This window comes from Martelella limonii, assembly GCF_013344475.1.
In the GTDB taxonomy this organism is placed as follows: domain Bacteria; phylum Pseudomonadota; class Alphaproteobacteria; order Rhizobiales; family Rhizobiaceae; genus Martelella; species Martelella limonii.
On the sequence record NZ_JABUOU010000001.1, the window covers coordinates 792,141 to 816,650 of the forward strand.

General features: G+C 60.8%; 20 protein-coding genes and 1 other RNA gene. 14 read left to right on the forward strand and 7 right to left on the reverse strand.

The genetic code is table 11. The annotated features are described in order from the left end of the window. Nucleotides 1-6 precede the first annotated feature (6 nt). On the forward strand, nucleotides 7-639 hold the full coding sequence (locus tag HPQ62_RS03695; protein ID WP_174801128.1) for a nucleoside/nucleotide kinase family protein: 633 nt from the start codon (nucleotides 7-9) through the stop codon (nucleotides 637-639). A 27-nt stretch (nucleotides 640-666) separates the two neighbouring features. On the opposite strand, the gene pcaD is transcribed toward HPQ62_RS03695, so the two are convergent. From pcaD to HPQ62_RS03710, 3 genes are all read right to left on the reverse strand, one after another. Beyond that, nucleotides 667-1,452 carry a 3-oxoadipate enol-lactonase gene (pcaD, locus tag HPQ62_RS03700; protein WP_174801129.1) on the reverse strand — a complete coding sequence of 262 codons (786 nt, stop codon included), beginning with the start codon at nucleotides 1,450-1,452 and terminating at the stop codon, nucleotides 667-669. Between the two features lie 235 nt (nucleotides 1,453-1,687). Beyond that, nucleotides 1,688-2,728 (reverse strand): ornithine cyclodeaminase, encoded by a 1,041-nt coding sequence (locus tag HPQ62_RS03705; protein ID WP_174801130.1) that lies wholly within the window; start codon nucleotides 2,726-2,728, stop codon nucleotides 1,688-1,690. 164 nt (nucleotides 2,729-2,892) lie between these two features. Then, complete coding sequence (locus HPQ62_RS03710) at nucleotides 2,893-5,106, reverse strand: putative bifunctional diguanylate cyclase/phosphodiesterase (protein ID WP_174801131.1); 2,214 nt, start codon at nucleotides 5,104-5,106, stop codon at nucleotides 2,893-2,895. 513 nt (nucleotides 5,107-5,619) lie between these two features. Between HPQ62_RS03710 and HPQ62_RS03715 the strand changes: the two genes are divergently transcribed. The 3 genes from HPQ62_RS03715 to HPQ62_RS03725 all read left to right on the forward strand — a co-directional run bounded on the left by HPQ62_RS03715 (nucleotide 5,620) and on the right by HPQ62_RS03725 (nucleotide 9,842). Beyond that, nucleotides 5,620-7,929 (forward strand): molybdopterin-dependent oxidoreductase, encoded by a 2,310-nt coding sequence (locus HPQ62_RS03715; protein WP_174801132.1) that lies wholly within the window; start codon nucleotides 5,620-5,622, stop codon nucleotides 7,927-7,929. A gap of 88 nt (nucleotides 7,930-8,017) precedes the next feature. Further along, on the forward strand, nucleotides 8,018-8,716 hold the full coding sequence (locus HPQ62_RS03720) for an NUDIX hydrolase (protein ID WP_174801133.1): 699 nt from the start codon (nucleotides 8,018-8,020) through the stop codon (nucleotides 8,714-8,716). A gap of 82 nt (nucleotides 8,717-8,798) precedes the next feature. Continuing rightward, nucleotides 8,799-9,842, forward strand: a complete 1,044-nt coding sequence (locus HPQ62_RS03725; RefSeq protein ID WP_174801134.1) for a magnesium transporter — start codon at nucleotides 8,799-8,801, stop codon at nucleotides 9,840-9,842. A 12-nt stretch (nucleotides 9,843-9,854) separates the two neighbouring features. Here HPQ62_RS03725 and HPQ62_RS03730 read toward each other — a convergent pair whose 3' ends face one another. After that, nucleotides 9,855-11,735: a potassium transporter Kup gene (locus HPQ62_RS03730; protein WP_244629536.1), complete on the reverse strand. Its 1,881-nt coding sequence runs from the start codon at nucleotides 11,733-11,735 to the stop codon at nucleotides 9,855-9,857. Nucleotides 11,736-11,933: 198 nt separating this feature from the next. On the opposite strand from HPQ62_RS03730, the gene HPQ62_RS03735 reads away from it, so the two are divergent. From HPQ62_RS03735 to HPQ62_RS03760, 6 genes are all read left to right on the forward strand, one after another. After that, nucleotides 11,934-12,998, forward strand: a complete 1,065-nt coding sequence (locus tag HPQ62_RS03735) for a LacI family DNA-binding transcriptional regulator (RefSeq protein ID WP_174801135.1) — start codon at nucleotides 11,934-11,936, stop codon at nucleotides 12,996-12,998. Nucleotides 12,999-13,111: 113 nt separating this feature from the next. Then, complete coding sequence (locus tag HPQ62_RS03740) at nucleotides 13,112-14,383, forward strand: ABC transporter substrate-binding protein (protein ID WP_174801136.1); 1,272 nt, start codon at nucleotides 13,112-13,114, stop codon at nucleotides 14,381-14,383. A 92-nt stretch (nucleotides 14,384-14,475) separates the two neighbouring features. Then, a complete protein-coding gene (locus HPQ62_RS03745) occupies nucleotides 14,476-15,372 on the forward strand; it encodes a carbohydrate ABC transporter permease (protein WP_174801137.1) in 897 nt (298 codons plus the stop codon). Continuing rightward, on the forward strand, nucleotides 15,369-16,193 hold the full coding sequence (locus HPQ62_RS03750; RefSeq protein ID WP_174801138.1) for a carbohydrate ABC transporter permease: 825 nt from the start codon (nucleotides 15,369-15,371) through the stop codon (nucleotides 16,191-16,193). The genes HPQ62_RS03745 and HPQ62_RS03750 overlap by 4 nt, the downstream gene beginning before the upstream one ends. A 9-nt stretch (nucleotides 16,194-16,202) precedes the next feature. Continuing rightward, the gene (locus HPQ62_RS03755) at nucleotides 16,203-18,437 is read left to right on the forward strand and encodes a glycoside hydrolase family 2 protein (protein ID WP_174801139.1); all 2,235 of its coding nucleotides are present in this window, start codon (nucleotides 16,203-16,205) and stop codon (nucleotides 18,435-18,437) included. Between the two features lie 8 nt (nucleotides 18,438-18,445). Further along, nucleotides 18,446-19,531 (forward strand): ABC transporter ATP-binding protein, encoded by a 1,086-nt coding sequence (locus HPQ62_RS03760; protein WP_174801140.1) that lies wholly within the window; start codon nucleotides 18,446-18,448, stop codon nucleotides 19,529-19,531. A gap of 237 nt (nucleotides 19,532-19,768) precedes the next feature. On the opposite strand, the gene thyA is transcribed toward HPQ62_RS03760, so the two are convergent. Further along, nucleotides 19,769-20,680 carry a thymidylate synthase gene (thyA, locus tag HPQ62_RS03765; RefSeq protein WP_174801141.1) on the reverse strand — a complete coding sequence of 304 codons (912 nt, stop codon included), beginning with the start codon at nucleotides 20,678-20,680 and terminating at the stop codon, nucleotides 19,769-19,771. A gap of 140 nt (nucleotides 20,681-20,820) precedes the next feature. On the opposite strand from thyA, the gene ssrA reads away from it, so the two are divergent. The 4 genes from ssrA (at nucleotide 20,821) to HPQ62_RS03785 (ending at nucleotide 22,200) form a co-directional block, all read left to right on the forward strand. Then, nucleotides 20,821-21,179: a transfer-messenger RNA gene (ssrA, locus tag HPQ62_RS03770) on the forward strand. A 98-nt stretch (nucleotides 21,180-21,277) separates the two neighbouring features. Continuing rightward, nucleotides 21,278-21,760, forward strand: a complete 483-nt coding sequence (locus HPQ62_RS03775; RefSeq protein WP_174801142.1) for an SspB family protein — start codon at nucleotides 21,278-21,280, stop codon at nucleotides 21,758-21,760. Between the two features lie 6 nt (nucleotides 21,761-21,766). After that, nucleotides 21,767-21,961: a DUF4169 family protein gene (locus tag HPQ62_RS03780; protein WP_174801143.1), complete on the forward strand. Its 195-nt coding sequence runs from the start codon at nucleotides 21,767-21,769 to the stop codon at nucleotides 21,959-21,961. Then, the gene (locus HPQ62_RS03785) at nucleotides 21,958-22,200 is read left to right on the forward strand and encodes a ribbon-helix-helix domain-containing protein (protein ID WP_174801144.1); all 243 of its coding nucleotides are present in this window, start codon (nucleotides 21,958-21,960) and stop codon (nucleotides 22,198-22,200) included. Before HPQ62_RS03780 ends, HPQ62_RS03785 begins: the two co-directional genes overlap by 4 nt. Here the strand turns inward: HPQ62_RS03785 and HPQ62_RS03790 are convergent. Both HPQ62_RS03790 and glmS read right to left on the reverse strand, forming a co-directional pair. Beyond that, entirely contained in the window at nucleotides 22,185-22,685 is a 501-nt protein-coding gene (locus tag HPQ62_RS03790; RefSeq protein WP_174801145.1) for a GNAT family N-acetyltransferase, read from the reverse strand. The two genes, HPQ62_RS03785 and HPQ62_RS03790, sit on opposite strands and share 16 nt — an antisense overlap. After that, nucleotides 22,682-24,508, reverse strand: a complete 1,827-nt coding sequence (glmS, locus tag HPQ62_RS03795; RefSeq protein WP_174801146.1) for a glutamine--fructose-6-phosphate transaminase (isomerizing) — start codon at nucleotides 24,506-24,508, stop codon at nucleotides 22,682-22,684. Before glmS ends, HPQ62_RS03790 begins: the two co-directional genes overlap by 4 nt. Between the last annotated feature and the right edge of the window lie 2 nt (nucleotides 24,509-24,510).

Genomic DNA, 24,510 nt, shown 5'->3' on the forward strand with positions numbered 1-24,510 from the left:
AATGCAATGGAAAAGAGGGTCGAGCTGGCAGAGCTCGCTGACGAACTGCAACAGCTCGCGACCGGCGACCGCCGGACGCTTGTCGCGCTTGCGGGTCCGCCCGGCGCAGGCAAAAGCCATGTCGCAGATTCGCTCTTCGATCTCCTGAACGACACTCTGCCCGGCAAGGTTCAGGTCCTTCCCATGGATGGCTTCCACTACGACGATATCGTGCTCAAGGCGCGCGGCGACCTCGCGCGAAAGGGCGCGCCACACACGTTCGACGCCGGCGGGCTCCTGTCCGCGCTCCGACGCATCCAGAAGGACGACGGCGAAGAGGTTGCCGTGCCGGTCTTCGATCGCGCAATCGAGATCGCGCGCGCCGGCGCCCGCATTATCGGACCGGAAGCCCGGCTGATTATCGTCGAAGGCAATTATCTTCTTCTCGACGACGTTCGCTGGCATCCGGTGACGGCGATGTTCGACAAGACGGTGTTCATCGACGTTCCGGAAGAGGTGCTTCACGATCGCCTGTCGGCACGATGGGCACATTTCAGCCCGGAAGACCGCACACGAAAAATGGAGGGCAACGATCTGCCGAACATGCGGCTCGTACGCGCCAATAGTCGACCCGCCGATTATCGCCTGCCCAACGGTTGAGCGGTCAGACGCGCCACTGCTCCGCCGCTACCCTGCAGGTCCGGTCAGGAATGCGGCGAGGGCTGCGTTGAAGGCGGTCGCGGCCCCCACATTGACGATGTGGCGTCCGTTGAGAATGCAGAGTTTTCCGGCCTGCACCGTATCGGCAATCACGGCGAGATCGGAAGGCGGGCAGACGGGGTCATCGGCGCCGGCAATGGCGAGCACGGGGTTTGCTATCTCGGAAAGAGCATCGCGAAAATCCGCCTTGGCGAGCGCGGCGCAGCAGGCGGCGTAGGCATCTGAATCTGTTGCCACAAAACGATCGATGATGCCGGCAACGACAGTCGGGTTTTCCACCGCAAATTCCGGCGTGAACCAGCGTTCTCGGGTTCCAGCGGCCAAGCTTGCGACGCCGTGTGCACGGACGGCTGCAATGCGATCGGCCCAGCCGTTTGCGCTGCCGATCCGGGCGGCTGTTGCGCAAAAGGCCATGCGATCAAACCGCTCCGGCGCATTGATCGCAAGCCACTGTCCCGTCAATCCCCCGATAGACAAGCCGCAGAAATGCGCGCGCCCGATGTCGAGTGCGTCCATCAGCGCCAGGACGTCGCCTCCGAGATCATCCATCGTATAAGGCCCCTGCGGGGCACCGGAGGCGCCGTGGCCGCGGCGGTCATAGCGCAGGATCTGGAAATGATCGGCAAGGCCCGCGACCTGCGCATCCCACATGGTGTAATCGGTTCCGAGCGAGTTGCAGAACACCAGCCACGGCCCGGCCCCGCCATCAACGCGGTAATTGATCCTGTGTGAGGTCAGATCGAGATGCGGCATGATGAAACTCCGGTGTCTGTTCCAGGGCGGGCAACGCGCCCCTCATATCATAAAACAGCGCGCCCTCTCGCTCTGAAATCCGGGGACGACCGCGCAGGCATCACCCTGCCCTCGCTATGGTCGTGCACTGGCCGACCTCGTCTTCAAGCAGATGCACCAGGCAGACATCTTGCCCGAGGCTATGCGGATCTCTGACACCGGACCCGCACTGCGTCTTGCGCGAGCGGAAAGAGATCTAGCCACGCTGAAGCATGCCGAACAGATCGCGCGGGTCGTCTGGATCTGCGATCATGTCGAGGTTTTCGAAAAAGCCCGTCCCCTTGATCCGCTCCGCGACGTAGCAAAGTGCTGTAAAATCCTCGATCGCGAAGCCGACGCTGTCGAACAGGGTGATCTGGCTTTCGTCCGTGCGGCCGGCCTCGCCGCCTGCAAGCACCTTCCAGAACTCGACCACGGGGTAGTCATCGCCCATCTGCTGGATCTCGCCCTCGATCCGCGTTTGCGGCGGATATTCGACGAAGGTTGTCGCGCGCTTAAGGATATCGGGGTGGAGTTCAGTCTTGCCGGGGCAGTCGCCGCCGATCGCATTGATATGAATTCCCGCTCCGATCATGTTGTCCGTCAGGATCGTGGCATACTGCTTGTCCGCCGTGCAGGTGGTGACGATCCCGGCCCCCACCACCGCGTCTTCGGGCGAACGGCAGGCTGTCACCGAAAGACCGCTGCCTTCCAGATTGCGGCGCGTCTTTTCCGTTGCCTCAGGATCGATATCGTAGAGCCGGAGCGACCTGACGCCGGCGACGGCCTTCATCGCCAGTGCCTGGAATTCGGCCTGCGCGCCATTGCCGATCATCGCCATCGTTGCGGCATTCTCCGGCGCTAGATGGCGGGCAACCATGGCAGAGGTCGCTGCCGTGCGGATGGCGGTCAGAAGCGTCATCTCGGTCAGAAGAACCGGGTAGCCGGTCGCGACATCGGCGAGCAGCCCGAATGCGGTCACCGTCTGGTGGCCCGTCAGCTTGTTGTCGGGATGGCCATTCACATATTTGAAGCCGTAGCGGATGCCGTCGGAGGTCGGCATCAGTTCGATAACGCCACCTTCGGAATGAGCGGCCACGCGGGGCGTCTTATCGAACTGCTCCCAGCGCAGGAAATCCTTCTCCAGCGCCTCGACAAGTTCGATCATCATCGTCTCGATGCCGATGCTATGCACCAGCCGCATCATGTTTTCGACGCTGACGAAAGGCACATAGGCTTTGGCGGATGGCGTCGGCATTGAGACTTCCCTTCACATATTCATCGCAGCGAAGTCTAGGCCGGTTTGCATGCCAGCGAACAGACCAATATTGCATTTAAATCGGACAAGCGGCAGCCGACTGTGAGCCGCAGCCCTCTGACCGCGAGTGCGGGCAGCGGCAAGACCTATCAAAAGGGGAACCATCAGGAGGTTTGCGAAGAGAGGTCCTGTTCCTTCGCGCCAAAGACCAGGCTGCGGTTGACCTCCCAGAGCGGTATCGCCACCGAATAGAGAAAGCCCTGAAGATCATCGCAGCCGATCCGCGCCAGACGCTCTTCCTGCGCCTTGGTTTCGACCCCCTCGGCCGTCGTTTTTAGACCCTTGGCGTGCGCCAGATCGACGATCGCACGGATGATCGCCTCGTCATCACTGCGCGGACCGAGACCTTGGACAAAACTCTTGTCAATCTTGATACGGTCGACGTTGAGCGAATGGAGGCGTCCAAGGGAAGAAAATCCGGTGCCGAAATCGTCGATCGCGATCCGGACGCCCATATTGCGAAGGCTGCGGAGATTGTCGCCAGCGATGCTGTTCTCGTCAGTCGCAGCCGATTCGGTGATTTCAAGCTCGAGCCTGCGCGCCTCAAGGCCAGTATCTTCCAGAATGGACCGCACCCGTGCGGCATAGTCTGGATCGCCGAGTTCGACCGCAGATACATTGACAGCAACCGTCATTTCGGACCAGGCCGCGGCGGCAATGCAGGCTTCGCGCATCACGAGAGTGCCGATCTGCGAGATCAGCCCCGTGTCCTCGGCAATAGGGATGAAGAGTTCGGGTGAAATCCAGCCGTTTTCGGGATGGCGCCAGCGCAGAAGCGCCTCATAACCAATGGTCTTGTGGCTTTCGCTCGACAGGATCGGCTGATAGTAGACCAGCAACTGTCCCTCTTCGCTCAGGGCCTTTCTCAGGTCTGTCTCGGTATGCTGACGCAGCTTCAAGGCCTGGTCCATCGCCTGCGAAAAGAAGGAGTAGCGGCCGCGGCCGGTGGTCTTGGAATAATAGAGCGCGACATCCGCCTTTCTCAGAAGCTCGGTTCGGTCCATACCGTCAACCTGCGCCACGGAAGCGCCAACGCTCACGCCGACGAAAACCTTGTTTCCCCCAATGTCGAAGGGACGGCGTGCCTCATCGATGATCGCCTGACAGATGCCCTCCATCTCGTCACAGTCGGCGTAGTTGCGCAGCATCAGCGCGAACTCGTCGCCTCCGAAACGGGCAACGATGTCATCCTCGCCCACAAGGGCAGCGAGACGCCGCCCGAACTCGTAAATCAGAGCATCGCCCGCGGAATGACCGAGTGTGTCGTTGACCTGCTTGAAACGATCGAGGTCGAGGTAAAGCAGCGATATCCCTGAATTGCCGGCTTCAGCCAGCGCCTCATCGACCCGGTCATTGAAGCTCGTCCTGTTTGGCAGGCCAGTCAAAGAATCGTGAAGCGCAAGGTAGCGGATCCGCTCTTCGCTCGCGGCAAGGCGTTTCGCGCGTTTGCGGTTGAGGGCGAGGAAGGTGACCACGAGGATAAGGGCCAGCACAATCACCGCGGTCAGCACCGGCACGACCTTGGAAATGATCACATAACCGGGTTGATAGGGATGCCAGACGAAATATCCGATCGTGGCACCGCCATCGGATTTCAGCGGTTGGCTGGACAATCCCCGCTCATTGGCGGCGACCCACGAGAAATAGAGGTCCTCGAACATGTAGTCGGTCTGCAGTTCCTCGACGAGACTGCCATCAACGAACCTGACCAACACATGGACATACTCTTCTCCTGGTATCTGCTCGATATTGCCGGTATCCGACACGATCGGCTTCACGGTCACGATCGCAGGTCTGTTCCGTATGACGGCGATGTCCGCGACGCCGGGGCTGAGCACCATCTCGTTCACCTGGCTGACATCGCCTGCCCGCATCTTCGAGCGCAAGGCGTCCACAAGCGGGACAACCTCCGGCGCGATGGCTTCGAAGGCTTCGGGAGACGCGCGCCCGCCATTGGTGTAGGCGTAAATGGGCTGGTCCCGGGGGCCGAGTACGTAGGCGCCGTCGAAGCCGAAATAGTCGCCCATCCACGCGCCGAGATTGATATCGATCCAATCGGTGTCATTCAGCCGAACCTGCTCGACTGCATCGTCCCAGACCGTCACGCTCTCCTGATCGTGAGCTGCAGCCTCTCGGAGCTTGGAGACGACAAGTTCGACAAGCCTCGACTGACGATCGCGCGAAGCGTGGTCGGTCGTATGGGAAGACCAGAGCAACAGACCGAGCACACCGAAGCCGACAAGCAATGTCAGCGCCACTGCGGGCAAAATCTGCGTAAGCAGAAATCTTGAGCGTTCGAGACGAATTTTGTTTTTCATTATTGGTCCCAAAAGACGGACTGAACAGAGACTATGGACAGGGCTGTTTTCCGGCGCAAGTGAATATTCTTACACAAGCATTATTTGCAAAAAATGCAGATTAGCTCAACTGAAACGATTGCAACAAAGTCTTATCGCAAACCGCTTACGCACTTGAACAGACAGCAGCGGTGGGCGTGCATCAGGATTTTTGGCGAGATTGCAGACCTGTTCTCTTGGCGCATAGACAGATTTCAGCGCTTTTCAGACTATTTCACGGGCGCACTCATTCTCTTCCGGCGCGACGTCAGCAGGCGAACACTTTGTTGTGAAGAGATATTTCACATTTCATCACACTGCCGGCCCGTGTCGGCCTCGCCACCATGCCGACGCATCGGGTGGGCCGTCATTGTCCGAGGCAAACGCGGCACGTTTTCATGGATGCAATCGCAGAAGTCGGTTATCGGTAAGTGCGAAAGTACCGGTCGCCGTGGCACCGACCGATGATGGCATGACACAGGAGTTGCCCGAGACATGATCGAACGCTTTTCTCACGCCAGCCATTGGGGGACCTACACGGTTCTGGTCGAAAACGGCAGGATCGTCGGCGTGGAACCCTTTCCGGGCGATCCGGAACCCTCAGACATCATCCATTCCGTCGTCGAATGGGCGAAGCCGGAGAACCGGGTCCTGCAGCCGATGGTGCGCGAGGCATGGCTATCGGATCGCCCTGCGGCGTCCCGCAGCAGGCGGGGCGACGACCGTTTCGTGACGGTCAGTTGGGACGATGCGCTGGACCTCGTGTCGGGCGAAATCAGGCGCGTCGCGGGCGAACACGGCAACGAATCCATCTTTGCAGGGTCCTACGGATGGACAAGCGCCGGGCGCTTCCATCACGCACCCACCCTCTTGAAGCGCATGCTGAACCTTGTCGGCGGCTATACCGGCCATGTCGATACCTATTCGATCGCGGCAGGCCCCGTCATCCTGCGCCACACGCTTGGCAACGAGGATGCGTGCGGCGGCAAGGCGAGCACGCTCGACACGCTGATCGACCATACCGAGACACTGCTCGTCTTCGGCGCCCTGAGCCCCCGCACCGCGCAGAACGAATCCGGGGGCATCTCCGTCCACACGCTTTCCGAAAACCTCGCGCGCATGCGCGACAAGGGCATGCGGATTGTCCACATTTCGCCCGTGCGTGACGACATTCCCGACTGGGTCGGCGCCGAATGGTGGCCGATCAAGCCCAACACCGACACTGCCCTTCTCCTTGGCCTTGCGGGCGAGATCATCGCCGAGAACCGCCACGACCGCGCCTTCCTGGAGACATACACAAGCGGAGCCCAGGAGCTGCTTGCCTATCTTGAAGGAAAAAGCGACGGAGAGCCCAAGACCGCCGCGTGGGCGGCTTCCATCACCGGACTTTCCGCCGACCGGATCCGTCAACTGTCTCGGCAGCTCACCGAAACCCGCAGTTTCATGACGCTGAGCTGGTCGCTCCAGCGTGCCCACCACGGAGAGCAGCCATACTGGGCTGCCCTCGGCCTTGCATCGCTGATCGGCCAGATCGGTCTGCCGGGCGGCGGCGTTGGTTATGGATATGGTTCGCTTGGCGCTGTCGGCGCCGATATCGGGGTCGGACGGTCGCCTGCGATGAGCCAGGGCATCAAGCCCATCAACAGCTTCATTCCGGTGGCGAGGATAAGCGACCTGTTGCTGAAGCCAGGCGAGACCTACACCTATAGCGGCAAGACCCGCACCTACCCGGATATCCGGCTGGTCTATTGGGCAGGCGGCAATCCCTTCCATCACCACCAGGATCTGAACCGCCTTCAGGAGGCCTGGACACGGCCGGAAACAATCATCGTGCAGGATCCGATGCTGACCGCGACCGCGCGGCGGGCCGACATCATCCTGCCGGCATCGACCTCTCTTGAGCGCAACGACATCGCAGGCCACAGACGCTCGAACATGATCATCGCCATGCAGAAGGCAATCGAACCACTGGGCGAATCGCGATCGGATTTCGAAATCTTTCGGGCGCTTGCGCAAAGGCTCGGCGTCGAGCAAGCCTTCACGGAAGGACGCGACGAGGACGGATGGCTGCGCCATCTCTACGCGTTGACCGCAGACCATGCGAGGAGCACGCTCGGCCAAGCGATGCCGGACTTCGATACATTCTGGTCTGAGGGGGCGGTCCCGGTCCCAATGAAGGGCAACCACGTCTACCTTTCCGAATTTCGTGCCGATCCTCACAAGGCCCGGCTGCCGACGGAAACCGGAAAGATCGTTCTGGGCAGCCGCAGGCTCGGCACGCTGGCGCTTGAGGATTGCCCGCCGCATGCGACCTGGATCGAACCGATGGAATGGCTTGGCGATGAGGCGGGCGACCGGCTGCATCTGATCTCGTCTCAGCCGAAGGGGCGACTGCACAGCCAACTCGACACCGGCAGGGCAAGCCTTGCAGAAAAGCGCGGCGGTCGCGAACAGGCGGCGATCCACCCGCTCGATGCGTCCGAGCGGGGCATCGCGGAAGGAGACGTCGTCCGGCTTTCGAACGCGCGCGGCGCCTGCCTTGCCACGGCGAAACTCACCGAGAATGTGCGACAAGGCGTGATCGTGCTGCCGACGGGCGCGTGGTTCACCCCAGATCCACAAACGGGCTGCGACCTTGCCGGCAATCCCAACGTACTCACCCCTGATATCCCGACATCGGGTTTCGGCCAGGGCTGTGCTGCGCATACATGCCTGGTTCATGTCGAAAAGACCGAAGCGCCCGATCGGCAGGCCGCATCGGTCTATCGGGATGCGGCAAGGCGTCAGATGGCGGGCGTCCGGTAGGCCGCGCGCCTGCGATCACGTCGCGGCCCCAGACTTTCTTGGCTGCCGGCCCGGCAAGCGAAAGGGTAAGATGAGACGGGAGGATGAGATGAGTATCGAGCAAGACGTTTCAGCGTCCATTGTGACGCCGCGTGATGCGGCAAGCATTGTGGTCATTCGCGACAGGCTGACAGCGCCCAGCGTGCTCATGGGACAAAGATCGCAATCGTCCTCGTTCATGCCCTCGCGCTTTGTGTTTCCCGGCGGCAGTGTCGATGCGACAGACAGCGCGGTGCGCCTTTCGGGTGACCTCAACCCGATCTGCAGCGCACGCCTTGCCCAGCACGATGGTGCGCCGGAACTGACATCGGCGCTGGTGGCGGCCGCGATCAGGGAATTGTGGGAAGAGACCGGCCAGATCCTCGGCCGCCGCGGCGCCTGGTCCGGCGCGGTGCCGAAGGGTTGGGAAGGGTTTGCCTCTGCCGGTTTCGTGCCCTCTGCAGCGGCAGTCAGCTACGTCTTCCGCGCGATTACGCCGATCACCATGCACAAGCGCTTCGATGCGCGGTTCTTCCTCGTCGATGCCGAAGAACTCGGCTCGGATCCGGACGACTTTTCACGCGCGGATGCCGAATTGTCGCATCTTCAGTGGATACCGCTCGAGCGGGCACGCGACTTCAGCCTGCCGCGCATTACCGAACAGGTGCTTGACGATATCGCCGTCATTCTTGGACACGACATGAAAGTGCCCGAGGTCCGCTTCTTCTACAACGCCCCCGGCGTCAGCGAATTCCGGACAATCTTGTGACGGCAAACGGATGATCATCGAAAAACTGTAATCTCCGCCGGATAGGTTCCACTGCCCGTCAACGATAAGAGAAAACGGATCAATGACAGATCTTGCCAGCTCGGCCTCTCTCCTGCCTTCAACCGAACCCGTAGAAGCCATTTCGGACACCGATCCGCTGCTGATTGCGCCAGACACATCCTGCGCGGAAGCCGCGAAGCGTTTTGCCGCGAAAGAAGGCCACTTCTACACGCTCGCCTGCGTCGTTGATGCCGAGCGGCGCTTTCTCGGGCTCCTCAATCTGCAGGACTGCCTCAAAAGCGGCGCTGATGAACCGGTCGAGCGGATCATGAACCGCAAGGCAAAGACAGTCCGGATCGGCGCCACCACGGCCGAGCGCGCCGCCTTTCTGATGGACGAACGCCATATCGACCTGCTTCCGGTTCTCGATGCGGAGGGGAGAGTTGCGGGGGTTGTCCATGGCGAACGCGCGCATGCCTTTCTGGTGGACGAGTTGCAGGCGGATGCCGACCGCTGGGCCGGTCTTTCCGGCAAGGTTCAGGACGACTATTTCCAGCACACCGTCTGGAGCGATTTTCGCCGCCGTTTCCCCTGGGTTCTGGTGCTGGCGATTGCCGGTCTTGCCGCCGGCTATGTCGTTCATATCTACGAGGATGCGCTCGATGCGCTGGTCATCCTCGCGCTCTATATGCCGATGGTCGCCGATACCGGCGGCAATGTCGGCACCCAGTCCGCAAGTCTGGTCACGAGGGTGCTGAGCAGCGGGGATCTCAGATGGCCGGATGCGATGCGGATCCTGTGGCGGGAAACGCGGGTGTCGCTGCTGATGGCGGCGATGCTGTTCCTGTTCGCCTTTCTCAAGGTCTTGCTGATTTCGAATGCGGCCGATGTGCCGCAGGGCCTGTCGCTCGAAACGATCGGCTTTGCGATCGCGATTGCCCTTGCGGCCCAGGTCTTCTCTGCAACCCTCATCGGGGCGATGCTGCCGCTTGCCGCGATCGCGGTCAGGCAGGACCCTGCCGTCGTTTCCGGACCGGCACTGACCACGATCGTGGACCTCACCGGCCTGCTGCTCTACTTCACGATCACGGCTTATGTTCTGGGGCTTTCGGGGCCGACTTTCTGATGCGGCGCGCGCTCAAAGCTTGATCTGCACGCCAAGCTCGACAACCTTTTCCGGCGGAAGCTTGTAGAAGGATGTCGAGCGCATCGCATTGCGCGCCAGGAACATGAACAGCTTCTGCTGCAGGCGGCGCAGGAAGAACACCCGCTGCGACGGAATGATGGTCTCGTGCCCCACGAAATAGGTGAGTTGCTCGAGGTCGAGACTGTTATCCACTTCCGCATAGAGACGCAGCGCGACCGGAATATTGGGCGATTGCATGAACCCATAATGCAGGTGCAGCACGGTAAAGTTCTGCCCCAGATCCTGCGCCTCGAACCGCCCGCGCGCGTTCACGCTTGGCACTTCATCGCTGATCACATTCAGCAGGATGACCCGCTCGTGGAGTACCGGCAGGTGTCGGAACTGCTGCATCAGCGCACGCGGAACGCGCGGGAGCGAAGCGGTGAGAAACACCGCGGTACCCGGCACCCGCGGGACATCCTTGCCGCGCAATTCCTCCAGAAAAACATCGAGGTTCATGCCATCCTCGGTCAGAAAACGCACGATCCGTCTCCGGCCGAAGGACCAGGCGCGCATGATGACGAACACCAGCGCGCCGACGGCAAGCGGGAAGAAACCGCCCTCCATGATCTTCAGGCTGTTCGCCGCAAGGAAAGTCAGATCGATCACTGCAAGGCAGAGCGTCAGCGGCAGCACGTACCAGAGTTTCCACTGCCAGCGGTAGATCATCACGAAATAGAGCAGGATGGTGGTGATCACCATCGTCGTGCTGACCGCCACGCCATAGGCGGCAGCCAGGTTTTGCGAGCTGCGGAAGGCAAGCACAAGCGCCACCGTGCAGATGGCCAGCGCAAGGTTGATCGTCGGAACATAGATCTGGCCCGTTTCTTCGGCTGAAGTCTGGCGGATTTCCATACGCGGAAACTGCCCGAGCTGGACGGCCTGCCGCGTGAGCGAGAAAGCGCCCGAAATCACCGCCTGCGATGCAATCACCGTGGCTGCGGTCGCGAGAACGAGGAGCGGGATGCGCAAGGCCGTGGGTGCAAGTCCATAAAAGGGCTGGCTCGCATGCACGCTGTCGGACAGAACAAGGGCGCCTTGTCCGAAATAATTGATGACCAGACACGGAAACACGCATGCAAACCAGGCGAGCCTGATCGGCGATCGGCCGAAATGGCCCATATCCGCATAAAGCGCCTCGCAACCGGTGACGGCCAGAAACACCGCGCCCATCACCACGCCAGCGAGCGCTGGCTTGGCGAGGCCGAACTTGACGGCATAGACCGGATTGAGCGCCTCCAGCACGACCGGATGATGGACGATATTGAGGACGCCGAGCGCCGCGATCGCCGCAAACCAGAGCAGCATGACCGGCCCGAACAGCACTGCCACGCTTGCCGTGCCCCGCCACTGCACCGAAAACAGCGCGAGCAAAATGACGATGGTGATCGGGATAACGAACCGCGCGATTCTGGGCTCGATCGTCTGCAGCCCCTCGACGGCGCTCAGCACCGATATCGCAGGCGTGATCATGCCGTCCCCGTAAAGCAGGGCCGCCCCGAAGAGACCGATGACCAGCAGCGACTTCTTGCCGATGGACGCCTTGCCGCGCCATGGCTGGATCAGGGCAAGAAGCGCCAGGATGCCGCCCTCGCCATGGTTGTCGGCGCGCATCACGATCAGCAGATATTTGATCGAGACCACGATCACCAGCGACCAGACGATCATCGAGAGGATGCCAAGCACGGATGCCTGATCGATGGTCACGTAGCCGAGCGCCGTGCGAAATGCATAGAGCGGGCTGGTGCCGATGTCGCCATAGACGATACCGAGCGCGGCGAGCGACATCATCGCCAGACCCGCCTGCGGTTCCTCGTTCTGCTTTGCCTTCAATCCCCTGCCCCCTGCAGTACAGACTGGTGTTCAAGTCTGTATCACGATCGTTTCAGATTCCCGACAATTAGCCAACTGTTTACGGAGTCAAAGTCCCCGGGGCGTCCGGGTTGCTTGAGGAAAAGCTTGCAGCGCTGCGCCGAATAGGTAAAAATTTACCAGGCGCACCGGGTTTCCCTTGATGCGCGGAGGAAATTCATGGTCACAATTCGAGAAATTGCAAAGGCCGTCGGCGTTTCGGCCGGCACGGTATCGCGCGTCCTGAACTACGATCCGACGCTCTCTGTCAGCGAGGCGAAGCGACAGGCGATCATTGAAACGGCAGAGGCGCTGGACTATGCCACCCCGCGCAACCGGCAGCGCCAGAAGGCGCATCCCATCCGCCGGCCACCGGCGCGCACCGCTATTCCGCTGATTGCGACCGTCCATTTCCTCGACCGCGACGAGGAGCTGATCGATCCCTACTATATCGGCGTGCGGCTTGGCATCGAGCGGCGATCGCAGTTCTACAACAGCGAAATCCTGAAGGTCTTCCACTCGGATCTTGCCAATGCCGCGAGCCTACTGCAAAGCGCTGCTGGCATCATCGCCGTCGGCAAGCACCGGCCGGAGGAAATCGCGTTTCTGGCGGAATGCTGCGAGCATGTGGTATTTGCCGATTTCCTGCCTGCAGACGAGCAGTATGATTGCGTTCACAGCGATCTGGCGGTTGCGACCGTGAAGATTCTCGATGGCCTTTCCGCCGCCGGCTACAAGCGGATCGCCTTTATCGGCGCCGAGGACCGGATCAGCGGTGGCGGCTCGCCCTACAGCGAAACCCGCTGTCGCGCCTATGTCGACTGGCAGAAGGCGAACGGCACCTTCGACCCGGCCCTCATCGCGCTCAACAATGACTGCAATGACGGCCAGAACCTGCGTCTGGAAGTCGGCTATGAACACGCCCGCGATCTGCTCGAGCGCACAGACCGTCCCGATGTCATCCTGACGGCGAATGACAATATCGCAATTGGAACCGGCAGGGCCCTGCTCGAGGCCGGACTTCGCGTTCCCGACGACATCGCGATCGCCTCCTTCAACGACATTCCTGTGGCCCAGTTTCTCAACCCTGCCCTGTCGACGATGAAGATTCCTGGCGAATCGATCGGCGAATGCGCTGTCGATCTTTTGGTCGAAAGGATCAATGGCCGGGATTATACCAAGCGCGTCTCGATCCCGAGCGAGATGATCTGGCGCGACAGCTGCAGGCATCCGCCAGGAATCTGATTTGTTTACCTGTATTTTACTAAATTTTTTATTGCCACGTTTTCCGATTTGCAGTTAGCTGATGATCGAGTGGCGGGGAGAGCCGCGACTTTGTCCTAAAGGGAGGAAAACCAATGGATAAGCAGAGAGTTCTGAGCCGCATCACGGGTGTGGCTCTTTCGGGTGCGTGTGTTCTGGGCGCATCGGCCGCTTTCGCTGGCGAGATCACCATCTGGTGCTGGGACCCCAACTTCAACGTCGCGATCATGAAAGAAGCGGGCGAGATCTACACCAAGTCTCATCCCGACACGACCTTCAACGTCGTCGACTTCGCCAAGGCCGACGTCGAGCAGAAGCTTCAGACGGCGCTCGCGTCCGGCGCGACCAATGCGCTGCCGGATATCGTGCTGATCGAGGACTACGGCGCACAGAAATATCTCCAGTCCTTCCCCGGCGCCTTTGCCGCGATGGACGGCGTTGTCGATTATGACGCCTTCGCACCGTACAAGGTGCAGCTCATGACCGTTGACGGCAAGGTCTACGGCATGCCCTTCGACACCGGCGTCACCGGCATGTACTACCGCCGCGACTATCTTGAGGAAGCGGGCTACAAGCCCGAGGACATGCAGAACATCACCTGGGACCGGTTCATCGAGATTGGCAAGGATGTCGAAGCCAAGACCGGCCACAAGATGACCACGCTCGACCTCAATGACGGCGGCATGACCCGCATCATGATGCAGTCGGCAGGCAGCTGGTATTTCGACGAGAACGGTGATCTCGACATCGTCGACAATGCTGCGCTGAAGGCAGCGCTTGAAACCCAGGCCAAGATTGCCAAGGAAGGCCTGATCTACCCGGCAACCGGCTGGTCGGATTATGTCAACGCGTTCACCTCCGGCAATGTCGCCTCGGTCATCACCGGCGTCTGGATCACCGGCACGATCAAGGCGCAGGAAGACCAGTCCGGCAAGTGGGGCATCGCGCCCATTCCGTCGCTTGGCGGTGTCGAAGGCGCCGGCAATGCGTCGAACCTTGGCGGCTCGAGCTGGTATGTGCTCGAAAGCTCCGACGTGAAGGACGAGGCGGTCGATTTCCTCAATGCGATCTACGCCGAGGACACCGAATTCTACCAGAAGATCCTGGTCGAGCGCGGCGCTGTCGGATCGCTGCTCGCAGCGCGCGAAGGCGAAGCCTACCAGGAAGCCGATCCCTTCTTCGGCGGCGAAAAGGTCTGGCAGAAATTCTCCGACTGGCTGAACCAGATCCCGGCCGTCGACTACGGTATCTTTACCAACGAGCTTGATACCGCCGTTGCCGCAAACCTCCAGTCGCTGATCGACGGCAAGCCGGTCGATGAAGTGCTGAAGGCCATCAACGATCAGGCTAAGTTCCAGATCCAGTAAGGTGCCCTGCGCGGGGCGGCAACGCCGCCCCGCCTTTTGCTCCATGACTTTTACGGGCCGGCGACATGCATCGCCTGCAACTGGGACTAACCATGGCTAAATCCAGACCCGGCAATCTGAAGCGGTTTTACGACGTCAACGGCTGGCTGTTCGTAGCACCAGCGCTGCTGCTCGTTGCCGCCTTCATGTTCTATCCGATCATCCGCTCGCTGGTGCTGTCGTTCTACTCCGGACGCGGCATGATGATGAAATTTGCCGGCTTCTCGAATATCGAGCGGCTCTGGTATGACGCGGTCTTCTGGCAGGCGCTGACCAATACGCTGACCTTCCTGGTCATCCAGGTGCCGGTGATGATCATGCTCGCGCTGATCCTCGCAAACGCGCTCAACAACCCCAAGCTCAGGTTTGCGGGGCTTTTCCGCACCGCGATCTTCCTGCCCTGCGTCTCCTCGCTGGTCGCCTACTCGATCCTGTTCAAGAGCATGTTCGCCACCAATGGCATCGTCAACAGCACGGTGATGGCGATCGGTCTCGCCGATCAGCCGATCGAGTGGTTCACGGATCCGTTCTGGGCAAAGGTCCTGGTGATCCTCGCCATTACCTGGCGCTGGACCGGTTACAACATGATCTTCTATCTCGCAGCGCTTCAGAACATCGACAGGTCGATCTACGAGGCCGCCCGCATCGACGGCGTACCCGCCTGGCGGCGTTTCCTGCACATCACCATTCCGATGCTGAAGCCGGTGATCCTGTTCACCACGATTACCTCCACCATCGGCACGCTGCAGCTCTTCGACGAAGTCTACAATCTGACCGAGGGCAAGGGCGGCCCGGCAAATGCGACGCTGACGCTCTCGCTCTACATCTACAACCTGACCTTCCGCTTCATGCCGAATTTCGGCTACGCGGCGACGGTCTCATACGTCATCGTGCTGATTGTGGCGATCCTCTCCTTCCTGCAGTTCTACGCCGCGAGGGAACGCAAATGACAAAGGGCAGCCTGCTCAGGACCGCGTCCGGTTCGCTGAAATACATCTTCCTCGGGCTCGCCGCCTTCATCTCGGTGTTCCCGTTCTTCTGGATGGTCATCGGGGCAACCAACACGACCGCCGACATCGTCATCGGCAAGGTCACCTTCGGCCGGGCGCTGATGACCAATATCGAGGCGTTCTTCGCCCAGGTCGATGTCGCGCTGATCATGTGGAACTCCATCAAGATCGCAGCCGTGGGCACGGCGTTGACCCTCGCCATAACCTCGCTTGCCGGTTACGGCTTCGAGGTATTCCGCTCGAAATTCCGCGACCGGGTCTATGCGGTCGTGCTGTTGACGCTGATGGTGCCGTTTGCGGCGATCATGATCCCGCTGTTCATGATGACCGCGAAGGCCGGCCTCATCGACAGCCACATCGCCATCATCCTGCCCTTCATCGCCTGGGCCTTCTCGATCTTTTATTTCCGCCAGGCGACCAAGGCGTTTCCCTCGGAACTGCGCGACGCGGCCAAGGTCGATGGCCTGAAGGAATGGCAGATCTTCCTCTACATCTATTTTCCGGTGATGCGCTCGACCTATGCGGCGGCCTTCATCATCGTGTTCATGCTGTACTGGAACAACTACCTCTGGCCGCTGATCGTGCTGCAGTCGAACGAGACCAAGACGATCACGCTCGTCGTCTCCTCGCTCGCCTCTGCCTACTATCCCGATTACGGCACGGTGATGATCGGCACGATCCTCGCCACGCTGCCGACGCTCATCATATTCTTCGCCATGCAACGCCAGTTCGTCCAGGGCATGCTTGGCTCCGTGAAATAGGTCATACACATGCGTAAAGTTCTGAACTTCAATGCCGGCTGGGTGTTTTCCGAGGGTTTCGATGCAGAAGCCGCCAACACGCTGCGTGACGGTGAAACCGTGCGCCTGCCGCACACCGCCGTCGAGCTGCCGTTCAACTATTTCGACGAGACATGCTACCAGCGCGCCTTCACCTATCAGAAATTGATCGCGAAAGAGGAATCCTTTTCGGGCAAGCGCGTGACGCTCGTCTTCGACGCGGCGATGGCCGATTCCGTCGTCTATCTCAACGGAACCGAGATCGCCGCCCACAAGGATGGCTATACGCCCTTCGAGGTTGAAATCGGATCCCATCTGCAAGACGGCGACAACCTGCTCACCGTCAAGATCGACGGCAGCGAGAACCCCGAGATCCCGCCCTTCGGCAATGTCATCGACTACCTGACCTTTGCCGGCATCTACCGCGATGTCTGGCTCAAGATCACCACGCCGGTGGCCATCGACAACGTCAAGATCGAGACGCCGGATGCGCTCTCCGCCCGCAAGACGGTCACCGCCGATGTCTTCCTGACAGAGGCAACCGCCGGCACCCTGCGCGCAAAGCTGAGTGACGCGGACGGCAAGGAGATCGCCACCGCCGAGGCGGCGGCCTCCGGGACGAAGACCCGGCTGTCGATCGAAGGCCTCGAAGGTCTTGAGCTGTGGGATATCGACAGCCCGACGCTCTATACCCTCTCCGTCACGCTTCAGACCGAAGCGGGCACGGATGCCTTTTCAAGCCGTTTCGGCTTCCGCACCGTGTCCTTCGCCGCCGACGGCTTCCGCCTGAACGACCGCCCCCTGAAACTGCGCGGTCTCAACCGTCACCAGAGCTGGCCCTATCTCGGCTATGCCATGGGCCGGCGCGGACAGGAGAAGGACGCCGATATTCTGAAATACGAGCTGGCCTGCAATGTCGCCAGAACCTCGCACTACCCGCAGTCGAAGTACTTCCTTGATCGCTGCGACGAGATTGGCCTGCTGGTGTTCGAGGAAATCCCCGGCTGGCAGCATATCGGCGGCGAAGCCTGGAAACTGGAATCGATCGAAAACGTCCGGCGCATGATCACCCGCGACTGGAACCATCCCTCGATCATCATCTGGGGCGTTCGCATCAACGAATCCGCTGACGACCATGACTTCTACGCCGAGACCAACCGCCTTGCGCACGAACTCGACGCTACCCGCCAGACGGGCGGCGTGCGCTGTATCGAGAACAGCGAGCTGCTTGAAGACGTCTACACCATGAACGACTTCGTCCTGGGTGACGAAGAGCAGCCGGGCAGAAACGAGGCCCGCCGCAGCACGCGGTCGCAAAAGCAGGTGACGGGCCTCTCAAAAAACGTGCCCTACATGATCACCGAATATAACGGTCACATGTACCCGACCAAGCGCTTCGACCAGGAAAGCCGCCAGGCCGAGCACGTGACCCGCCATCTGCAGATGATGAACGCGATCGCCGGCGACCCGGATATCGTGGGTGGGACCGGCTGGTGCATGTTCGACTACAATACCCATCATGATTTCGGCTCCGGTGACCGGATCTGCTATCACGGTGTCATGGACATGCACCGCGAGCCGAAGTTTGCGGCCTACGCCTATGCCTCGCAGGGCGACCCTGACAAGGGCGTGGTGCTGCAGCCGGTGACCTTCTGGGCCCGCGGCGAGCGCAACATCGGTGGCGTCCTGCCGCTGATCATCCTGACGAATTGCGATTATATCGAGCTTGCCGTGGGCGACAGTGCGCCGAAGCGCGTGGAGCCGGACCGGACCACCTATCCGCATCTTGCCCATCCGCCGGTCATTCTCGATACCACCAATGTCTCCGCCGAAGAGTTCGGCGACTGGGGACGCCAGTGGTTCGACGGCACGCTCACCGGCTACATCGAAGGCAAGCCCGTCAAGACCATGAAGCTGTCCGGCAATCCGATCCCGACGACGATGGAGATCGCGCCGGATGCAACCGCGCTTCGCGCGGGCGAAAAGGACTGCGTGCGCGTGATCCTGCGTGCGCTTGACCAGTGCGGCAACGTCATGGCCTTCTTCGACGAACCGGTTTCGCTGTCGCTTGAGGGTGACGGCCGGATTGTCGGCCCCGAGATCACCAGTTTCCGGGGCGGCTCCGCAGGCCTTTACGTCGAAGCGGGCGATGCGGCCGGCACACTGACACTGACGGCGCGCTGCCCTGCCTTTGCAGATGGCACCGTCACCTTCACGATCAGCTGAGGTTTGAGATGGCAGATGTTTCGCTCAACAAGATCCGTAAGAGCTTCGGCGCCGTCGAAGTCATCAAGGGGGTCGATCTCGACATAAAATCCGGCGAGTTCGTCGTCTTCGTCGGTCCGTCGGGCTGCGGGAAATCGACGCTGCTCAGGATGATCGCGGGCCTTGAGGACATTACCGACGGCACGCTTGCGATCGGCGGCCAGGATATGACCGATGAAGATCCCGCCAAGCGCGGCATCGCCATGGTTTTCCAGACCTATGCGCTTTATCCGCACATGACGGTTCAGGAGAATATGGGCTTTGCGCTCAGATTCGCGGGCATCAGCAAGAAGGAGATCGCCGACCGCGTTGGCGAGGCCGCGCGGATGCTGGAGCTCGAGCCCTATCTCGACCGCAAGCCGAAGGCGCTCTCCGGCGGCCAGCGCCAGCGCGTGGCCATCGGCCGCGCCATCGTGCGCCATCCGGATGTTTTCCTGTTCGACGAACCGCTGTCGAACCTCGACGCAGAGCTCCGCGTCCACATGCGCGCCGAGCTTTCGGCGCTCCACGACCGGCTGAAGACGACGATGATCTACGTGACCCATGATCAGGTCGAGGCCATGACGCTTGCCGACAGGATCGTTGTGCTGCGCGGCGGCGTGGTCGAGCAGATCGGCACGCCGCTCGAACTCTTCAACAGTCCCGCAAACCTTTTTGTGGCGGGTTTCATCGGCTCGCCCGCCATGAACTTCCTGCCGGCAACCGTGAGCAAGTCCGATTCAGCAAGCGTTACAGTCAACCTTCTCGGCGAGGAGGTGCTCGAGGTGTCGATTGCCGGTGCGCCGCCGGCTTCAGGCGCAAAGGTCACGCTCGGCGTCCGCCCGCAGCACATCAGGATCGCCGCCGAGGGCGAAACCGGCTTCGAGCTTTCCGTCACGCTCGTCGAGGCGCTGGGCACGGAAACCGTGATTTACGGCAAGACCAGGGAAGGTGAACGGGTGATGGCCGTGCTTGCGGGCCAGCATGCGCTGAAGACCGGGACCGCCATCCGCGTCACCTTCGACACCGCAGCAACGCATCTCTTCGATGAAGCGGGAAAGCGCATCGCGCGCTGATGCCTGCGGCAAGGCCGCCGGGGCCCCGCCTTTCATGCGGGGCTGCCTTCGCAGGTAGCCTTCCCGCGCGCCGCTGATCGAAACGCAGATGAGGCCTGGGTTTCAGAGTCTCTTGCTTTCGCGGACGACCGCACAGCGGTGATTCATCGCGTTTTTCTCACGCTGCAACAACCCGCCTGGACCCTCGGGTCAAACCCGAGGATGACACCGAGAGTGGATCGCTGTGGAATCAAGCTGCTATACGGCGACAGGCGCCGCGATCGCATCATGTGGCTGATAGCCCGTCACCTCGAAATCGTCGATCCGATAGCCATCGATTGAGTCCGGCTTCCTGCGAAGGTGGAGCTTCGGGAACGGCCGCGGATCGCGTGAGATCAGCGTTTCGGCCATATCGAGATGGTTGAGATAGAGATGGTAGTCGCCGGCGACCCAGATCAAATCTCCGGGCACCATGTCCACCTGCTGGGCCATCATCGTCAGAAGCGCCGCCGATGCAGCGCAGTTGAACGGTGCGCCAAGGCCGATGTCGAGGCTGCGCTGGAACAGGAGCATCGAGAGCTTCAGCCTTCCATCCCCGGCCTGCGCGGTGTGGAATTGGTAGGTCATGTGGCAGGGTGGCAGCGCCATCTGATCGAGTTCGCCAACGTTCCAGGCGTGAAACAGCATGCGCCGGCTTGCGGGGTTATGCTTCAGCGCCTCGATCACGGTTGCGATCTGGTCGTGTTCCCTGCCCTCGGCATCGAGCCAGCGGCGCCACTGCTTGCCGTAGACCGGACCGAGATCGCCCCATTGTTCCGCAAAGGCATCATCGCCGAGAATGCGTTCCTCGAAGGCTTCCTGCGAAATGTCCTCGCCTGTCGCCTTGCGATACTTGTCGAGCGGCCAGTCGGTCCAGATCCGGACATTTTCCTTCAGCAGCGACTGGATATTGGTCTGCCCGGTCAGGAACCACAGCATTTCCTTGATCGCCGTCTTCCAGTAGACGCGCTTGGTCGTGAAGGCGGGAAACGTGCCGTCCGAAAGATCGAACCGCATCATCGCGCCGAAGGCTGACAGCGTGCCGACGCCGGTCCGGTCGATGCGGCGATCGCCCTTCTCCAGAAGATGCTCCAGCAGATCGAGATACTGATATTCGGGGTGACGCGCCATTCGTGCCTCCATTGACCGGGCGAGTTTGGACAGGACCGGCTTTTGAAACAAGATGGCAGGGCTTAAATCAGAATTTTGTCCAAACACAAAGCTTAGAGTGCGCCGTGCTTTCCGGGATAAGCCGGAATTTCTCGCGCCCGCCCCTTTCCAGAACCATTTGAAACACTTATATCAGTCGTGCCGGCTTGACCGGCTATGGTGATAAACGGCAATGCAATAAGCTTATTGGACCCGGGGGCGGTACCCGGCGCCTCCACCATGATCAGGCGGGAAGGCCTGATTTTGATGGGGGCGAAATAGGATCGACAAGAGTGTAAAGATTGACCTTTTGCCCGGCATGATACCACCGTTATCGGGTCACAAGTGTAGTTGCAAATGACAACAACGCTCAGGGTTACGCTGTAGCTGCCTAATGGCGGTTCCAGAAACCCAATCTAAGTCCTTGCGGGTAGCACTGTAAGGCGGGGTCCGGAGGCACCTGGCAACAGAAGCCTCCACCTGAATTTGAACAAAATCCCCCATAATGATTGCGCTTCTGGCAAAGCCGACTTATGGCTTTGGGAAACGCATAAACCGGGCGACAGGTGGGAAGACTTAATGGCGCAAGATCATATTCGCTACGACATCTTGGCACAGGATGCACTGCGGGGCATGATACGCAAGGTTCTCGCCGAAGTTGCTGCCACCGGTCACCTGCCTGGCGATCATCACTTTTTCATCACCTTCCTGACCGGCGCTCCGGGCGTGAAGATTTCGCCTGCGCTGAAGGAAAAATACGCCCAGCAGATGACCATCGTCATCCAGCATCAGTATTGGGACCTGAAGATCACCGATACCCTGTTCGAGATCGGGCTCTCCTTTTCCGACGTACCGGAAAAGCTGGTGATTCCCTTCAATGCGATCGTCGGTTTCTATGATCCGTCGGTGAATTTCGAGCTGGAATTCGATGTCGCAACGCTCGAGCTTGAAGACGAGCCGCCGACCGAGCCGCCCAAGAATGACAGTGACGGCAAGGACGCCGCAGCAAGCGACGACGGCGCTTCCGTCGTATCGCTCGATGCCTTCCGCAAGAAGCACTGATCGCCGATGAGCGCGGAAATCCTCAACCTGCGCCAGCAGAAAAAGCGGATCGAGCGCCGCAAGGCTGAGGAAAAGGCCGCCGAAAACCGCGCGATCCACGGCCGCACCAAAGGTGAAAAGCAGCGCGACCAGCTGGAACGGCAGAAGATCGAGCGCCAGTTCGATCAGGGACGGCGCGAGCGCGGCGACGACAAGACGTGATTCGCAAGCGCTCGGTGAGCCTCAACGGCCACCGCACCAGCTTTTCCCTTGAAGACGAATTCTACTCCGAGCTTCTTCGTATTGCCGATGAGCGTGGCTCCAGCCTTGCCGGTCTTCTTGCCGAAATCGACGTCAGCCGCGATGAATCTGTCAATCTTTCTTCCGCCATCAGGCTCTTCGTGCTGGCAGACCTCAAGGCCGAAAGGGCTTCACGCCGGGACGATCATAGCTCCCCGTAAAATGCGCGGTGATAGGCGACCCTTGCTTCAGGCGGATCACCCTCGAAGGGGAGCGCCATGAAATTGTCGGCCATCGCCCCGTCGAGTGTGATTGTTGGTTCGCTGCGGAAGCCGAATTGCTGGTAGAAGCCTGGCGCGCCCAGCACCACAACGCCGCGCGCGCCTTCATCCCTCAGAAGCTCGAGACCGCCAAGCACAAGCGATGTGCCGATACCGCGGCGCTGAAAGGCGGGATCGACAGCAAGCGGGCCCAGACCGAACCAGCCGTCCGTTCCATCTGAAAGCCCCACGGGCGAGAACGCCACATGGCCAACGACCTGCCCCTCCTCTTCCGCGACAAGCGCCAGCGACAGCGCGCCGGCCTTGCGCAGGCGGCGGATGATATCGGCTTCGCTGCCATCGCTGTGCGGCAAACCCGAAAACGCCGTCGCGACCAGCAGATAGATCGCGGCGACATCCCCAGGGCGTTCGCGCCTTACGATCATTCGACCGTCACCGCCTTGGCGAGATTGCGCGGCTGGTCGGCATCGGTGCCCATGAACACGGCGGTGTGATAGGCCAGAAGCTGGATCGGCAGCGAGAACACCAGCGGCGCGATGAACTCCGGCATGTCCGGCAGCACGATGGTCTGCATGGTCTTCAGAGACGATGCCTTGGCACCCGCCTCATCGGTGATGAACACGATCTTGCCGTCGCGTGCCGCGACCTCCTGCATGTTCGAGACGGTCTTCTCGAAGAAGCGGTCATGGGGAGCGATCACGATCACCGGCATGTTCTCGTCGATCAATGCGATCGGGCCATGCTTCAATTCCCCAGCGGCATAGCCTTCGGCGTGGATATAGGTGATTTCCTTCAGCTTGAGAGCACCCTCGAGCGCCAGCGGATAGCTCGTTCCCCGGCCGAGGTAGAGCACGTGATGGAAACGCGACAGCTCGCGCGCAAGCTTTTCCACCTGCGGCTGGACCGCATGAAGCACGCTGCTCATCAGGCGCGGCACTTCCGAAAGCTCATGCACCAGCGCCTTCTCGTCCTCAAGCGTCAGCGTGCCGCGCTCGCGGCCGGCACGCAGTGCCAGCGCCGCCATCAGCGCGAGCTGGCATGTGAACGCCTTGGTGGAGGCAACGGAGATCTCCGGCCCCGCCAGGATCGGGAACACGGCATCCGCCTCGCGGGCGATCGTGGAACCGGTAACGTTGACGAGCGCGCCGGTCCTGGCACCCTTTTCCTTGCAGTAGCGCAGCGAAGCGAGCGTATCAGCGGTTTCCCCGGATTGTGAGATAAAGAGCGCAAGGTCCTGATCTGAAACGGGTAACTCGCGATATCTGAATTCGGATGCAACATCGATTTCGACCGGCAGCCGGGCATAGCGTTCGATCCAGTACTTGCCGATAAGGCCGGAAAGATAAGCCGTGCCGCAAGCCGCGATCGTCACACGCGAGACGGCGGCGAAATCTATCCCGTCATTGGCCGCGGCGGTGCGGCCATTGGCGAAATCGCAATACCGTCCAAGCGTATGCGCGATCATCTCCGGCTGATCGTAGATTTCCTTTTCCATGAAGTGGCGATGATTGCCCTTGTCGATCATCATCGAGGAAAGCTGCAGGGGCTGGCGCGTGCGGCGCACCGGTTCGCCGGCAAAGTCGCAGAACAGCACGCCATCGCGGTCGACGATCGCCATGTCGCCGTCCTCGAGATAGGAAATCCCGTGGGCGAGCGGCGCGAGCGCGATCGCGTCAGAGCCCACATACATCTCGTCATCGCCGTAGCCGATCGCCAACGGCGGCCCGTAACGTGCGACAAACAGCGTGTCCGGGCGGTCCTTGAACAGGATGACAAGTGCGAACGCGCCGGTGACCCTTTTGAGCATGCTGAGCATCGCATCGCGCGGCGCCATGCCCTCGCGGCGGTAGACATCGAGAAGCCGGGCGACCACCTCCGTGTCGGTGTCGCTCGAAAAATCGATTCCCTTCGCGGTCAGTTCCGCGCGCAGTTCTGCGAAATTCTCGATGATGCCGTTATGGACCACCGCGACATCACCGGCGATATGGGGATGGGCATTGGCCTCGTTCGGCACGCCGTGGGTCGCCCAGCGGGTGTGGGCGATCCCGGTGAGCCCGTCCACCGGATCGGCGGCCAGTACGGTACGCAGGTTTTCGAGCTTTCCAGGCGCGCGGCGGCGCACGAGTTCAGACTTCTCGATCACGGCAATGCCGGCCGAATCATAACCGCGATATTCCAGACGCTTCAGTGCGTCGACAAGCCGCTCGGCAACCGGCGCGTCGCCGACAATCCCTACAATGCCGCACATGT

What these genes read in the sequence shown, in the direction of transcription:
- HPQ62_RS03695 (WP_174801128.1), top strand. Translation starts at nt 7, where the DNA reads ATGGAAAAGAGGGTCGAGCTGGCAGAGCTCGCTGACGAACTGCAACAG.
- pcaD (WP_174801129.1), bottom strand. Translation starts at nt 1,452, where the DNA reads ATGCCGCATCTCGATCTGACCTCACACAGGATCAATTACCGCGTTGAT.
- HPQ62_RS03705 (WP_174801130.1), bottom strand. Translation starts at nt 2,728, where the DNA reads ATGCCGACGCCATCCGCCAAAGCCTATGTGCCTTTCGTCAGCGTCGAA.
- HPQ62_RS03710 (WP_174801131.1), bottom strand. Translation starts at nt 5,106, where the DNA reads ATGAAAAACAAAATTCGTCTCGAACGCTCAAGATTTCTGCTTACGCAG.
- HPQ62_RS03715 (WP_174801132.1), top strand. Translation starts at nt 5,620, where the DNA reads ATGATCGAACGCTTTTCTCACGCCAGCCATTGGGGGACCTACACGGTT.
- HPQ62_RS03720 (WP_174801133.1), top strand. Translation starts at nt 8,018, where the DNA reads ATGAGTATCGAGCAAGACGTTTCAGCGTCCATTGTGACGCCGCGTGAT.
- HPQ62_RS03725 (WP_174801134.1), top strand. Translation starts at nt 8,799, where the DNA reads ATGACAGATCTTGCCAGCTCGGCCTCTCTCCTGCCTTCAACCGAACCC.
- HPQ62_RS03735 (WP_174801135.1), top strand. Translation starts at nt 11,934, where the DNA reads ATGGTCACAATTCGAGAAATTGCAAAGGCCGTCGGCGTTTCGGCCGGC.
- HPQ62_RS03740 (WP_174801136.1), top strand. Translation starts at nt 13,112, where the DNA reads ATGGATAAGCAGAGAGTTCTGAGCCGCATCACGGGTGTGGCTCTTTCG.
- HPQ62_RS03745 (WP_174801137.1), top strand. Translation starts at nt 14,476, where the DNA reads ATGGCTAAATCCAGACCCGGCAATCTGAAGCGGTTTTACGACGTCAAC.
- HPQ62_RS03750 (WP_174801138.1), top strand. Translation starts at nt 15,369, where the DNA reads ATGACAAAGGGCAGCCTGCTCAGGACCGCGTCCGGTTCGCTGAAATAC.
- HPQ62_RS03755 (WP_174801139.1), top strand. Translation starts at nt 16,203, where the DNA reads ATGCGTAAAGTTCTGAACTTCAATGCCGGCTGGGTGTTTTCCGAGGGT.
- HPQ62_RS03760 (WP_174801140.1), top strand. Translation starts at nt 18,446, where the DNA reads ATGGCAGATGTTTCGCTCAACAAGATCCGTAAGAGCTTCGGCGCCGTC.
- thyA (WP_174801141.1), bottom strand. Translation starts at nt 20,680, where the DNA reads ATGGCGCGTCACCCCGAATATCAGTATCTCGATCTGCTGGAGCATCTT.
- HPQ62_RS03775 (WP_174801142.1), top strand. Translation starts at nt 21,278, where the DNA reads ATGGCGCAAGATCATATTCGCTACGACATCTTGGCACAGGATGCACTG.
- HPQ62_RS03780 (WP_174801143.1), top strand. Translation starts at nt 21,767, where the DNA reads ATGAGCGCGGAAATCCTCAACCTGCGCCAGCAGAAAAAGCGGATCGAG.
- HPQ62_RS03790 (WP_174801145.1), bottom strand. Translation starts at nt 22,685, where the DNA reads ATGATCGTAAGGCGCGAACGCCCTGGGGATGTCGCCGCGATCTATCTG.
- glmS (WP_174801146.1), bottom strand. Translation starts at nt 24,508, where the DNA reads ATGTGCGGCATTGTAGGGATTGTCGGCGACGCGCCGGTTGCCGAGCGG.